Raw genomic sequence first — 13,576 nt, forward strand, 5'->3', positions numbered from 1 at the left:
GACGTCCCCACCCGCCGTTCGTGGCCGAGCCTTTGCATGAACCGCAAAAAACGCGCAAGCAAATCTTGTGGGAGTATGAAAATACTCTTGATTTTTTCATGCGGCTGGCCTCTCATGAAATTAATCTGAATTTTTTCACCGGGAGGCCGATGACCCCGACCACCCTCAGATCGGAACAGGACAATGGCGAGCGGCTGCTGGCCGGCGACATCCGTGCGCTGCGCAAGGCGCGCGGGCTGACGCTGGCCGAGATCGGCCTGAAACTCGGCCGTTCCGTCGGCTGGGTCAGCCAGGTTGAGCGCGGCCTGTCGGTCCCTTCGCTCGGCGACCTCAGGGCCTTCGCCGAACTGTTCGGCGTGCCGCTCAGCCTGTTCTTCGGCCACGACGTGCCTTCCGAGAAGGAGCGCGGCGTGGTCGTGCGCGCCGGCAGCCGGCGCTCGCTTGGCACAAGCGAATCCGGCCTCGTGGAGGAGCTTCTGTCACCTGATCTCGGCGGTAGCTTCGAGATGTTGCGGTCGGTCTTCGCGCCGGGAGCGGAACTGAAGACCGAGGCGCGCCGCCCGACGGAAGAAGCCGGCTATGTCGTGTCGGGTGTTTTCGAGATCGAGATTGCCGGCGTCTGGCACCGGCTCGGCGAAGGCGACAGCTTTCGCTTCGAGGGCAAGCCGTTCCGCTGGCGCAATCCGGGCGCCGAGCCGGCGGTGGTCATCTGGGTGGTTTCGCCACCGGTCTATTGATTGAAGGGGAAGAACATGGCGGGTTTGCCGAGCACGGCACGCGTGGTGATAATCGGAGGAGGTGTCGTCGGCGCCTCCTCGCTCTACCACCTCTGCAAGGCGGGCTGGACCGACTGCGTGCTTCTGGAAAAGAACGAGCTGACCTCGGGCTCGACCTGGCATGCCGCCGGCAACGTCCCGACCTTCTCATCCTCATGGTCGCTGATGAACATGCAGCGCTATTCGACCGAGCTCTATCGCGGGCTTGCCGAAGCAGTCGACTATCCGATGAACTACCACGTCACCGGCTCGCTCAGGCTCGCCCATTCGAAGGAGCGCATGCAGGAGTTCCAGAGCTACCAGGGCATGGACATCGACGTCGTCGGGCTCGACGAGATCAAGCGCCGCTATCCGTTCATCGAGACGCATGAGTTGAAAGGCGCGCTCTACGACCCGAGCGACGGCGACATCGATCCGGCGCAGCTGACCCAGGCGCTGGCCAAGGGCGCGCGCGACATGGGCGCCAGAATCATCCGCTTCTGCCCGGTCACCGGCGTGCGCCGCGAGAACGGCGAATGGGTGGTTGCGACGCCGCAAGGCGACATCCGCTGCGAGATCATCGTCAATGCCGCCGGCTACCGCGCCGCCGAGGTTGGAAAAATGTTCGGCCGCGAGGTGCCGATGATGGTGATGAGCCATCAATACATATTGTTCGAGGAAATCCCCGAGCTTGCCGCCTGGACCAGGGAACAGGGCAAGAAACTGCCGCTGCTGCGCGACGTCGACACCTCCTACTATCTGCGCCAGGAAAAGAGCGGCATGAATCTCGGCCCCTACGAGCGCAATTGCCGCGCGCACTGGGCGACCCACAACGACCCGATGCCCGAGGATTTTTCCTTCCAGCTCTTCCCCGACGATCTCGACCGGCTGGAGCACTATCTCGCCGACGCAGTCGCCCGGGTGCCGATCCTTGGCACTGCCGGCCTCTCCAAGGTGATCAACGGACCGATCCCCTACGCGCCGGACGGCAACCCGCTGATCGGCCCGATGCCCGGCGTGCCGAACGCCTTCGAGGCCTGCGTCTTTACCTTCGGCATCGCCCAGGGCGGCGGCGCTGGCAAGGTGCTGGCCGAATGGATCACCGAGGGCCAGACCGAATGGGACATGTGGTCCTGCGACCCGCGCCGCTTCACGTCCTTTGCCGCGGCGCCCGACTATTGCGTCGCCAAGGGCATGGAGATCTACGGCAACGAATACGCCATCCAGTTCCCGCGCCATGCCTGGCCGGAGGGGCGCAACCGCAAACTGTCGCCGCTGCACGATCGCATCAAGGCGCTCGGCGGCCAGTTCGACGCCTATAATGGCTGGGAGCGCGCCACCTGGTACGCGCATCAGGGTGACGACACATCGGAGCAATCGACGCTGACCTTCCGCCGCGACGGACCGTGGCAGCACCGCGTGCGCGAGGAATGCCTGGCGGTGCGCGACGCCGCCGGCATCCTCGACCTGCCCGGCTTCTCCCGCTTCAATCTCGAGGGCCCGGGCGCCGCCGACTGGCTGGCGCTGCAGGTCACCGGCCTGGTGCCGAAGCCCGGCCGCATCGGCCTCGTCTATTTCTCCGACGACAAGGGCCGCATCGTCACTGAAATGTCGGTCGTGCGCCACGGCGAGGAGCAGATGACGCTGATCACCGCCGCGGTCGCCCAGTGGCACGATTTCGAATGGCTGAAATCGCGCATGCCGAAAGACGCAGCCTTCACCCTGACCGACCGCACCGAGGACTATTCGACGCAAATCCTCGCCGGCCCCAAGTCGCGAAAAATCCTTGCCGAGGTCTGCGCCGCCGACCTGACGCTTCCGTGGCTGACGCATCAGGAAACGACGATCGCCGGACGCTGGGCGAAGCTGGTGCGCGTCTCCTTCGCCGGCGAGCTCGGCTGGGAGATCCACACCAAGGTCGCAGACACGGCGACGGTGTTCGATGCTGTCTGGGCCGCCGGCCAGAAGCACGGACTGAAGCCCTTCGGCATGTACGCGCTCGATTCCCTGCGTCTGGAAAAGGGCTACCGCGCCTGGAAGGGCGACCTTTCGACCGACTATACGATCCTGCAGGGCGGGCTGGAGCGTTTCGTCAAATGGGACAAGCCAGACTTCCGCGGCAAGGCGGCACTGCTCAACGAGAAGCAGCAGGGCGTGAAGAAGCGTTTCGTCACCCTGGTCGTCGAGAGCCCCGGCGAATGCGACGCGCCCTATATGTCGACGCTCTGGCATGACGGCAGGGTCGTCGGCGAGACGACATCGGGCGGCTATGGCCACCGGGTCGAGAAGTCGATCGCGCTCGGCATGCTGCGCGCCGATCTCGCCGAGCCCGGCGCCTCGGTCGAGGTCGAGATCTTCGGCGACCGCTTCAAGGCCGTGGTGCAGAAGGACGAACCGCTCTGGGACCCGAAGAACGAAAGACTGCGGACATGAAATCAGTGATCCTCACCGACGGCGGCATGGGCCAGGAACTGGTCCGGCGCAGCAAGTCCGAGCCGACGCCCTTGTGGTCGGCCAGGGTGCTGATCGACGAACCGGACCTGGTGCGCGACCTGCATGTCGAGTTTATCCAGGCGGGCGCCCGCGTCATCACCCTCAACACCTATTCCGCGACGCCCGAACGCCTGGCGCGCGAAGGCGCGGAAGACCTGTTCAAGCCGTTGCAGAAGCGCGGCGTCGAGCTTGCCAGGCAGGCTTGCGAGCAAGCCGGCGATGCAGCCGTCGCCGGCTGCCTGCCGCCTCTGTTCGGCAGCTACGCGCCTGCGCTGACCATTTCCTACCAGGAGACGCTCGACACCTACCGCCGCATCGTCGCCGAGCAGGCCGATGGCGTCGACCTCTTCCTGTGCGAGACGATGGCCTCCGCCGACGAGGCGCGCGCCGCCGTCACGGCAGCGTCGGAAAGCGGCAAGCCGGTCTGGGTGTCGTGGACGCTCGCCGACCACGGCACGCCGCGCCTGCGCAGCGGCGAGACGATCGCCGCGGCGTCGAGCGCGCTCGGCGACCTGCCGGTCGCTGCCAGGCTGGTCAATTGCTGTCGGCCGGAAGCCGTGAGCGCCGCACTGCCCGAGCTGATCGCGCTCGGCGGACCGGTCGGCGCCTACGCCAACGGCTTCACCTCGATCGAGGCGCTGAAGCATGGCGGCACGGTCGACGTGCTGCATGCCCGCCACGACCTCGACCCGCAGGCCTATGCCGACCAGGCCATCGGCTGGGTCGAGGCCGGCGCCCTCATCGTCGGCGGTTGTTGCGAGGTTGGCCCCGCCCACATCGCCGCCCTGCGCGACCGGCTCGATGAGGCCGGCCACCGGATTTCGGGAGTTCAATGATGCCCAGACCCTCATCGCGCATCGCCGGCATCGTGCCTTCGGGCAAGGACGGCTGGGAGGTGCATTTCGCCGCCTGGACCCGCAAGCAGGCCGGCGAGGACATTATCATGCTGTCGGTCGGCGACCATGATTTCGACACGCCCTCGCAGACGATCGAAGCCTGCGTCAGCGCCGTTCGCGCCAGCAACCACCACTACACGCCGCTGCCCGGCCTGCCGCGACTGCGCAAGGCGATGGCGGCGGCTTCGACCGCTTGCACCGGCGTCCTGACGGAACCCGACCAGGTCATTGCCACGCAGGGCGGACAGGCGGCTCTCTACGCCGCCGTGCAGGCCGTGCTCGATCCCGGTGACCATGCCATCGTCGTCGCGCCCTACTACGCCACCTACCCCAACACGTTCAGTGCGGCGGGCGCCGAATTCACCGTGGTCGAAACCCCGGCCGAGAACGGCTTCCAGCCGCGGGCCGACATGATCCGCGAGGCGCTCAAACCCAACACCCGCGCCATCCTCATCAACACACCGAACAACCCGACCGGCGCCGTGTATTCGCGCGAGCGGCTGGAGGAACTGGCGCAAGTTTGCCGCGAGCATGACCTCTGGCTGCTCTCCGACGAGGTCTACTGGACGCTCGGCGGCGGCGAGCACATCTCGCCGCGCTCGCTGCCCGGCATGGCCGAGCGCACGCTGGTCATCAATTCGATGTCGAAGAGCCACGGCATGACCGGCTGGCGCATGGGCTGGCTGACCGGCCCAAGCGAGATGATCACGCTGCTCATCAACCTCAATTTGGTGACAACCTACGGCCTGCCGGCCTTCATCTCGATCGCCTGCGCCGAGGCGCTTGAAAACCACTACGGCGTCAAGGAGATCGCCGAGCGTTACGCGGGGCGGCGCACGCTGTTCCTCGAAGCGATCCGCGGCATGAACGATGTCACCGTGCGCGGCTCCGAAGGCGGCATGTATGTGATGCTCGATATCTCGGCCGTCGAACGCGACGACGAGAAATTCGCCTGGGCGCTGCTCGACAAGGAAAAGGTCGGCGTCATGCCGGGCTCGAGTTTCGGCGAGGCCGCCGCCGGACATATCCGCATCAGCCTCTGCCAGCCGGAGCCCATCCTCAAGGAAGCAGCGCTTCGCCTGCGCCGCTTCGCTTCCGCTTACCGCCGCGAGGCCGCATGACCAAGAGCATTCCCAGCAAGGCTCGCGCTGTCATCATTGGCGGCGGCGTCTCCGGCTGCTCGGTCGCCTATCATCTGGCCAAGCTCGGCTGGACCGACATCGTGCTGCTCGAACGCAAGCAGCTCACCTGCGGCACGACCTGGCATGCCGCCGGCCTGATCGGCCAGTTGCGCGCCTCGCAGAACATGACCCGGCTGGCGAAATATTCGGCCGACCTCTACGTCAAGCTCGAAGCCGAGACCGATGTCGGCACCGGTATGCGCCAGGTCGGCTCGATCACCGTGGCGCTGACCGAAGAGCGCAAGCACGAGATCTACCGGCAGGCCTCGCTGGCCCGCGCCTTCGATGTCGATGTCCGCGAGATTTCGCCCAGCGAAGTCAAGCAGATGTATCCGCATCTCAACGTGTCCGATGTCGTCGGCGCGGTGCACCTGCCGCTCGACGGCCAGTGCGACCCCGCCAACATCGCCATGGCGTTGGCCAAGGGCGCGCGCCAGCGCGGCGCGACAGTCATCGAGAACGTCAAGGTGACCAAGGTCCACACCAAGGGAGGCCGCGTCTCCGGCGTGTCGTGGGCACAGGGCGACGAACAGGGCACGATCGAGACCGACATCGTCGTCAACTGCGCCGGGATGTGGGCGCGCGAACTCGGCCGCCAGAACGGCGTCACCATCCCGCTGCACGCCTGCGAGCACTTCTATCTCGTGACTGAGCCGATCCCGGGGCTGACCCGCTTGCCCGTGCTGCGCGTGCCGGACGAGTGCGCCTACTACAAGGAAGATGCCGGCAAGATGATGCTCGGCGCCTTCGAGCCGGTGGCCAAACCCTGGGGCATGGACGGCATTCGCGAGGATTTCTGCTTCGACCAGCTGCCCGAGGACATGGATCATTTCGAGCCGATCCTCGAAATGGGCGTCAACCGCATGCCGATGCTGGGCACCGCCGGCATCCACACCTTCTTCAACGGCCCCGAGAGTTTTACACCCGACGACCGCTACTATCTCGGCGAGGCGCCGGAACTCTCCGGCTACTGGATGGCAACCGGCTACAATTCGATCGGCATCGTCTCCTCCGGCGGCGCCGGCATGGCTTTGGCGCAGTGGATCAACGATGGCGAGGCGCCCTTCGACCTCTGGGAGGTCGACATCCGCCGCGCCCAGCCCTTCCAGAAGAACCGCCGCTATCTCAAGGAGCGCGTCTCCGAAACCCTCGGCCTGCTCTACGCCGACCATTTCCCCTACCGCCAGATGGCGACGTCGCGCGGCATCCGCCGCTCGCCGTTGCATGAGCATCTGAAGGCGCGCGGCGCCGTCTTTGGCGAGGTCGCCGGCTGGGAGCGTGCCAACTGGTTCGCCCGCGACGGCCAGGAGCGCGCGTACCGCTATTCCTGGAAGCGGCAGAACTGGTTCGACAACCAGCGCGAAGAGCATCTGGCGGTCAGGAACGGCGTCGGCCTGTTCGACATGACCTCGTTCGGCAAGATCCGCGTCGAGGGCCGCGACGCCTGTGCCTTCCTGCAAAGGCTCTGCGCCAACGACATGGACGTCGCGCCGGGCAAGATCGTCTACACGCAGATGCTCAACGCCAAGGGCGGCATCGAGAGCGACCTCACCGTGTCGCGCCTGTCGGAGACAGCCTATTTCCTCGTCGTGCCCGGCGCTACGCTGCAGCGCGACCTCGCCTGGCTAAGGCGGCATGTCGCCGACGAATTCGTCGTTATCACCGACGTCACCGCCGCCGAAGCGGTCATCTGCATGATGGGTCCCGAGTCGCGAAAACTGATCCAGAAGGTGAGCCCCAACGACTTCTCCAATGAGGCCAATCCGTTCGGAACCTTCCAGGAGATCGAGATCGGCATGGGGCTGGCCCGCGCCCACCGCGTCACCTATGTCGGCGAGCTCGGCTGGGAGCTTTATGTCTCGACCGAGCAGGCGGCCCACATCTTCGAGGCGCTCACTGACGCCGGCGCGGAGGGCGCCCTCAAGCTTTGCGGCCTGCACACGCTGGATTCCTGCCGCATCGAGAAGGCCTTCCGCCATTTCGGCCACGACATCACCGACGAGGATAATGTGCTGGAAGCTGGCCTCGGTTTCGCCGTCAAGACGGCCAAGGGCGACTTCATCGGCCGTGATGCCGTGCTGCGGAAGAGGGAAGCCGGGCTGGACCGCCGGCTGCTGCAGTTCCGCCTCAAGGACCCGCAACCCCTGCTCTTCCACAACGAGGCGATCCTGCGCGACGGCAAGATCGTCGGCCCGATCACCTCCGGCAATTACGGCCACCATCTCGGCGGCGCGATCGGGCTGGGCTACGTGCCTTGCAAGGGCGAGAGCGAGGCGGATGTTCTTGGCTCGTCCTACGAGGTGGAGATCGCCGGCGAGCGCTTCGCGGCGGAGGCATCGCTGAAGCCGATGTATGACCCCAAGGCGGAGCGGGTGAAGATGTGATTTCTTCCTTCTCCCCGTTCTACGGGGAGAAGGTGCCCGAAGGGCGGATGAGGGGCAGCGCCAAGTTCTGTCAGTGAAGCGCCGCCCCTCATCTGCCTGCCGGCATCTTCTCCCCGTAAACGGGGCGAAGAAGGCTATCAAAACCTCTCCAACCGCGCCCTTACCTTCGCCAGGAACGCCGCCCTGCTCTTCTGCGTCGAGGCGTCCATCAGATAATGCGCCAGGAAGAAGGTCCGGCAGCGCGTGGCGCACAGCGCCCGCATGCCGCGCAGGATGGTTTTGCGGCCGGGCTGGCCGACGACGACGCTCCACCAGGTCGGCGCGCCGCAGGTGGTGATGACGCCGACCTTGGTCACATGCCGCATCAGCGACGTGATCCGCCCCTTGCCGGCCGGCAGCTTGAACGCGACATCGGTCGCCCAGACCCGGTCGAGCCAGCCCTTCAGCATTGCCGGCAGCCCGTACCACCAGGTCGGATAGACGAACAGGATCGCCTCGGCCCACATGAGATGCTCGAAATGCGGTTTGAGCGCCGGATCCTGCGGCGCGCGCTCGTTGTAGAAACGCCGCTCCTCGCAGCTCATCACCGGGTTGAAATTCTCGGCATAGAGATCGAGCAGCCGGACCTCCCAACCGCGTCGGGTCAGCACCTCGACGGCACTGTCGCGGATCGATGCGCAAAAGCTCTCGGGCACCGGATGGCAATAGACCACCAGCACGCGCATCAGAATTGATCCATGCTCGCCGCGACCTTCGCCGTGAAGGCCGCCCGCGACGCGTCGGTGGAGAGGTTCATCGAGTAATGCGCGAGGTAGGAGACGGAGGCGCCCGGCTTGATGGTGGCGCGCAGCATGCGCTTGACCACCTTGCGCGGCGGGTCACCCATCAGCAGGGCCCGGAACCGGCTGCCGCCATAGGTGGTGACAGCGGCGAGCTTGCTTATGTTGTGCAGCGTCGGCCGCACCTTGCCGTCGACCAGCTTGAACGACACGCCAGGCAGGAAGACGCGGTCGAAGAAGCCTTTCAGGATCGCCGGATAGCCGTAATTCCACACCGGGAATGACAGCACCAGCGCTTCGGCTTTCCGCAGCCTTTCGACATAGCCGGCCACGGCGTCATCCGGTCCGCGCTGGTCGTGGTAGCCGAGCCGTTCGGCCCGCGTCAGCCGGGGATCGAAATCCTCGGCATAGAGGTCGCAGTCGTCGATCGTGTGACCTGCCGTGCTCAGCCGCTCGACGATCGTCCGGTGCAGGCCGGCATTGAAGCTGGTCTCCACCGGATGAGCGTAGAGGACGAGGACGTTCACGGGAGGAGTTTCCCTAGGTCAGCGCCAGGCACCCTTTTCCGCCACGCCTGTCCTTGCAACGTTGGAGGTTGGCGAAAGCGGCGGAGCGAATGATCTCCCCCCTTGAGGGGGAGATGGCCGGCAGGCCAGAGGGGGGTGCAGCGCCAAACGCCCGTCATCGTCTCACCCCACCTTTTGCAGCCCCTTGAACAGGAACGACTTGCCGGAGCGGTAATCATAGTCCGGGTTCTCCCAGGCGATCATCTTGCCGGGGTTGAGCAGGCCTTGCGGGTCGGTCTCGCGCTTGAAGGCGAGTTGGACATCGTCGGTCCGCTTCATGCCGCCCTCTTCCAGCGTGTAGCGGTGCGGATTGAAGATCCAGCAGCCATTATCCTCGTGGATGCGGATGATCTCGTCCAGCCGCTCTTGCGTGGTGTAGCGCACCAACGGCAGGCCGGCAGCGCCGATCGCGCCGTCGAAACGGATGAATTCCAGATGCGCCGGCACCTCGTCGCCGAAGCGGTCGACCATCGCCTTGACGTGGGCAAGATGATCCGGCGACGGATAGCGTGCTTGCAGATAGGTGATCGTCGGATCGACGCGGATCGCCCGCAGCGTCGTGTGGTTCCAGGTCAATTCGTAGGCCGGCGGCAGCCCCTTGAGATCGGCCTCCTGGTCGGCCCGGAAGACGATCTCGCCCTTGCCGCTCTTCACGAAGGCGACAAAGGCTTCGATCGCATGCGGCGCGATCATGCACACCACGATGCTCTGCTCGCGTCGGAAGAATTTTTGGTGCCGCTTGAAATAGTCGTAGGGGATCGGTGCGGCGATCGGCGTGATCAGCTTCGCCAATATGCCGTCCTGGATGGCGAGGTCGTTGCCGAAGCCGGCCGCGTCCATGAAATCGTCGAAGCCGACGATGACATCGATCCAGTCATAGGACGCCGTCAGCGGCATCTCGACCTCGGTGATGATGCCGTTGGTGCCGTAGGCGTGCATGACCTTGAGCACCTCCTCGCCGGTCAGTTCCATGACGCGCGGTTCCGCCTCCATCGTCACGGTCCGGAGCCGGATGACATTGCCGAGGTCGCGCAAGCCGCCCCAGCGGATCGAGCCGACGCCGCCCGAACCGCCAGCGACGAAGCCGCCGATCGACGCCGTGTTGTAGGTCGAGGGCGACATGCGCAGCTCCTGCGCCGAATGCGCGCGCGTCGCCTTGTCGATCTCGGCCAGCACCGCGCCCGGTCCGGTGACCACCCGCCCCGGTGCGATCGCCTTGACCTGGTTCATTTCGGCGAGGTTCAGCACCACGCCGCCGGACAGCGGCATCGCCTGCCCGTAGTTGCCGGTGCCGCTGCCGCGCGGCGTCACCGGGACGCCGCGCCGATGGCATGCCGCGAGCACGCGGATCACCTCGTCCTCGCTCTTCGGCGTGACGATCAGGTCGCCGGTGACATGGTCGAGCTGTGCTTTGAGCACCGGGCTGTACCAGTAGAAGTCGCGGCTCTTCTGCTGGACGATCGCCGGATGGTCGTCGATCTTGAGCCCTTCGAGGTCACGCTTCAGCGCTGCGATATCCATCGTCACACCATCAATTCGTCGAGTTCGGCATAGTCGGGCAGTTTCCGTTCGATCGCCCTGCCCTCGCGCACGACGATGCGATCCGATTCTGGCCGCGACAGCATTTCGGTCCAGCTCCGCCCCTTGAAGACGATGAAGTCCGCGCTGCCGCCGGCGCTGAGTGTACCAAAGCCCTCCAGCCGCATCACCTTGGCCGGCGTCGCCGCGACCGCTTGCGGCCAGTCGCCGACCGGGTGGTCGAAATGCAGGATGCGCGTCGCCATGCGGTAGACTTCGAGCATGTCGAGATCACCATAGGCGTAGAACGGATCGCGTGTGTTGTCTGACGCGACGGCGACCGCAATGCCCCTCGCCTTCATCTCATGCAGCAGCGTCACGCCCCGCCAGCGCGGCGTGGTGTTGTTGCTGCGCCGGTCCTGCAGATAGAGGTTGCACATCGGCAGCGACACCACGGCGAGCCCTGCCTTCGCCACCTTGTCCAGCGTGTCCAGCACTTCAAGGTCGGGCTGGCGCGAGAGCGAGCAGCAATGGCCGACCAGGATGTTGCCGTCAAAACCATTCCACAGCGAGGCCTCGGCAATCTTCTTCAGCGATATCGCCGCGACATCGTCGGTCTCGTCGGCGTGGAAATCGAGGTCGAGCCCGTGCTTGATCGCCTGGGCGAAGACCTGGTCGAGAAGTTCTTCCAGGTCCGGCACCATATAGGTGACGACACCGAGCACGCCCTTGGCGGCGGCGACACGTTTCGCCAACCGCTCGAACCAGGCCTTGTCGCGCACGCTCTCGATGCCCAGCAGGCAGGCCGCCTGCAGCTCGATCCGACCGCGCCACTTTTCGCGCATCGTCTCGAACACCGGCCAGGAGATTTCCTCCTGCGGCGCGACACTGTCGAGATGCGTGCGCAAGGCCCTGGTGCCGTGCGCGTAGGCGGAGCGCAGCGAGAAATCCATGCGCCGCGCCACATCCTCCGCGCTCCAGCGCGCGGCGCGGTCGGCGCCCGTGGCATTGAGCGCGCCCATGAAAGTGCCGTCGGGATTTGGCTTGCGCGGCCATATATGGCCCTTGTCGATATGGGTGTGGCAGTCGACGAAGCACGGCAGCACGATGCGGCCGGCAAGATCGATGGCATCGGCCGGCGTTTTCGAGCGACCGCGCGCGACGATGCTGGCGATCTTGCCGTCGGCGACGGCGATGTCGGCGAGCGCGAAGCCGTCGCTGTCCAATGTGGCAGTGAGGCCGGGCGTCAGCGACTGGTGAACGCGGACATTGGCGAGATGGTAAGAACCAGAGGCCGGTATCAAGCCGCAACTCCTCGGATTACGCGGACAGACACCACCCTACCGCTCCTGCTTCAGCGCGCTCTCGTGCCAGCGGCGCAGGATCAGATGCGACACCAGCGACAGCACCAGGAAAATCAGGATGCCGGTGAGCGAGATCAGGATGAGTGCCGCGAACAGGCGGGGCGCGTTGAGCCGATAGCCGGCCTCGATGATACGCGAGGCGAGCCCCGACGACTGCCCCTGCGCGCCGGCGACAAACTCCGCCACCACCGCGCCGATCAGCGACAGGCCGCCGGCGATCTTCAGCCCGCCAAGGAAATAGGGCATCGCCGCCGGCAGGCGCAGATAGCGCAATTGCTGCCAGCGGGTCGCGCCGTTGAGCTTGAACAGGTCGCGCAGGTTGCGGTCGACGGAATTCAGGCCAAGCGTGGTGTTGGAGAGGATCGGGAAGAAGGCGACGATCCAGGCGCAGAGCAGCAGCTTGGTCGTCTGGTTGTTGATGTAGATGTTGATCAGCGGGAAGATGGCGACGATCGGCGTCACCTGCAGCACGATGGCGAAGGGGAAGAACGACATCTCCACCCATTTCGACTGTGCGAACAGCACCGCCAGCCCGACGCCGCCGATGACCGCAAGGAGCAGGCTGAGGAAGGTGATCCTGAGCGTCACCAGCAGCGAGGAAAACAACAGACCGGCATCGTCATGCAGCGTCTGCAGGACCACGCCCGGGCGCGGCAGGATGTATTGCGGGATCTCGTTCCAGACGCAGATGCGGTCCCACAGCCAGATAGCCAGCACCATGATCGCCAGCGGCAGCACCCATCTGCCGATCCGTTCCAGCCGCTCCTGGCGGACACGGCGCGCCTCTTCGGGATCAAGCTTCAGGACTGTGTCTTCAATGGCCGTCATGGTGCGGTCCGGCGGTTGAATTGATGGCGTTGACCAGCACGTCGGACGCCTGGCGGCAAAGCGCGGCATAATCGGGCGAGGTTCGGAACACCTCGTCGCGCGGATAGGGAGCGTCGACGGCAAGCTCTCCGTGAACGCGGCCCGGCCGCGCCGCCATCACGACCACGCGACTGGACAAGAACACGCTCTCGAAAACGCTGTGGGTGACGAAGACGACGGTGAAGCGCTCGTCCTGCCACAGTTCCAGAAGGTCGTTGTTGAGTTTGAAGCGTGTGATCTCGTCGAGCGCCGCGAAGGGCTCGTCCATCAACAGGATGCGCGGTTTGGTCACCATGGCCCGCGCGATCGAGACGCGCATCTTCATGCCGCCGGAGAGCTCGCGCGGCACGGCATTTTCGAAGCCGTTGAGATGCACGCGCGCCAGCATGGCCATCACCGCGGGCTCGGCTTTTGCGCGCGACACGCCCTTCAGCCTGAGCGGCAGCCAGACATTGTCGAAGACATTCGCCCAGGGCAGCAGCGTCGGCTCCTGGAAGACGAAGCCGATGTTCGAGCGATCGATGCCGCCGCGCCAGTCGAGCAGCCCGGAGGTCGGCGTCGACAGGCCGGCGATCAGCCTGAGCGCCGTCGACTTGCCGCAGCCCGACGGTCCGAGAAGGCTGAGGAAATCGCCTTCGCGGATTGTCAGGTCGACGTCGCTCAGCGCCGTCACGCCGTTGGAAAAGACCTTGCCGACATTGCGGAGCGCCAACAGCATCGGGCCTTCACCCGATGCCGTTGCCGGCGCCTGCGCCACTTTCTCCAGCTTCACG

11 protein-coding genes are annotated in these 13,576 nt (G+C 65.5%); 5 read left to right on the forward strand and 6 right to left on the reverse strand.

The features are described from left to right. Positions 1-149: 149 nt before the first annotated feature. From EN846_RS12765 to EN846_RS12785, 5 genes are read left to right on the forward strand one after another with little or no spacing between them, the layout of a single operon-like run. Positions 150-737, forward strand: a complete 588-nt coding sequence (locus EN846_RS12765) for an XRE family transcriptional regulator (protein WP_127393625.1) — start codon at positions 150-152, stop codon at positions 735-737. Positions 738-752: 15 nt separating this feature from the next. Beyond that, positions 753-3,188, forward strand: a complete 2,436-nt coding sequence (locus tag EN846_RS12770; RefSeq protein WP_135913909.1) for an FAD-dependent oxidoreductase — start codon at positions 753-755, stop codon at positions 3,186-3,188. Then, a complete protein-coding gene (locus EN846_RS12775) occupies positions 3,185-4,084 on the forward strand; it encodes a homocysteine S-methyltransferase family protein (RefSeq protein WP_128346364.1) in 900 nt (299 codons plus the stop codon). The genes EN846_RS12770 and EN846_RS12775 overlap by 4 nt, the downstream gene beginning before the upstream one ends. Then, on the forward strand, positions 4,084-5,265 hold the full coding sequence (locus tag EN846_RS12780; RefSeq protein WP_127284947.1) for a pyridoxal phosphate-dependent aminotransferase: 1,182 nt from the start codon (positions 4,084-4,086) through the stop codon (positions 5,263-5,265). The genes EN846_RS12775 and EN846_RS12780 overlap by 1 nt, the downstream gene beginning before the upstream one ends. After that, complete coding sequence (locus tag EN846_RS12785; protein ID WP_127284948.1) at positions 5,262-7,709, forward strand: FAD-dependent oxidoreductase; 2,448 nt, start codon at positions 5,262-5,264, stop codon at positions 7,707-7,709. Before EN846_RS12780 ends, EN846_RS12785 begins: the two co-directional genes overlap by 4 nt. 137 nt (positions 7,710-7,846) lie before the next feature. Here EN846_RS12785 and EN846_RS12790 read toward each other — a convergent pair whose 3' ends face one another. The 6 genes from EN846_RS12790 to EN846_RS12815 all read right to left on the reverse strand — a co-directional run bounded on the left by EN846_RS12790 (position 7,847) and on the right by EN846_RS12815 (position 13,575). Continuing rightward, a complete protein-coding gene (locus EN846_RS12790; protein ID WP_127311991.1) occupies positions 7,847-8,434 on the reverse strand; it encodes an NAD(P)H-dependent oxidoreductase in 588 nt (195 codons plus the stop codon). Next, positions 8,434-9,015, reverse strand: coding sequence for an NAD(P)H-dependent oxidoreductase (locus tag EN846_RS12795; RefSeq protein WP_127311992.1), 582 nt, complete (start codon positions 9,013-9,015; stop codon positions 8,434-8,436). The genes EN846_RS12790 and EN846_RS12795 overlap by 1 nt, the downstream gene beginning before the upstream one ends. A 162-nt stretch (positions 9,016-9,177) precedes the next feature. Next, positions 9,178-10,575: an FAD-binding oxidoreductase gene (locus tag EN846_RS12800; protein WP_127284951.1), complete on the reverse strand. Its 1,398-nt coding sequence runs from the start codon at positions 10,573-10,575 to the stop codon at positions 9,178-9,180. 2 nt (positions 10,576-10,577) lie between these two features. After that, on the reverse strand, positions 10,578-11,876 hold the full coding sequence (locus EN846_RS12805; RefSeq protein WP_128346773.1) for a cytosine deaminase: 1,299 nt from the start codon (positions 11,874-11,876) through the stop codon (positions 10,578-10,580). A 36-nt stretch (positions 11,877-11,912) separates the two neighbouring features. Continuing rightward, complete coding sequence (locus EN846_RS12810; protein WP_127284953.1) at positions 11,913-12,764, reverse strand: ABC transporter permease; 852 nt, start codon at positions 12,762-12,764, stop codon at positions 11,913-11,915. Beyond that, the gene (locus EN846_RS12815; protein WP_127393758.1) at positions 12,751-13,575 is read right to left on the reverse strand and encodes an ABC transporter ATP-binding protein; all 825 of its coding nucleotides are present in this window, start codon (positions 13,573-13,575) and stop codon (positions 12,751-12,753) included. The genes EN846_RS12810 and EN846_RS12815 overlap by 14 nt, the downstream gene beginning before the upstream one ends. Between the last annotated feature and the right edge of the window lies 1 nt (position 13,576).

The organism is Mesorhizobium sp. M4B.F.Ca.ET.203.01.1.1 (assembly GCF_004791025.1).
GTDB classification, from domain to species: domain Bacteria; phylum Pseudomonadota; class Alphaproteobacteria; order Rhizobiales; family Rhizobiaceae; genus Mesorhizobium; species Mesorhizobium abyssinicae.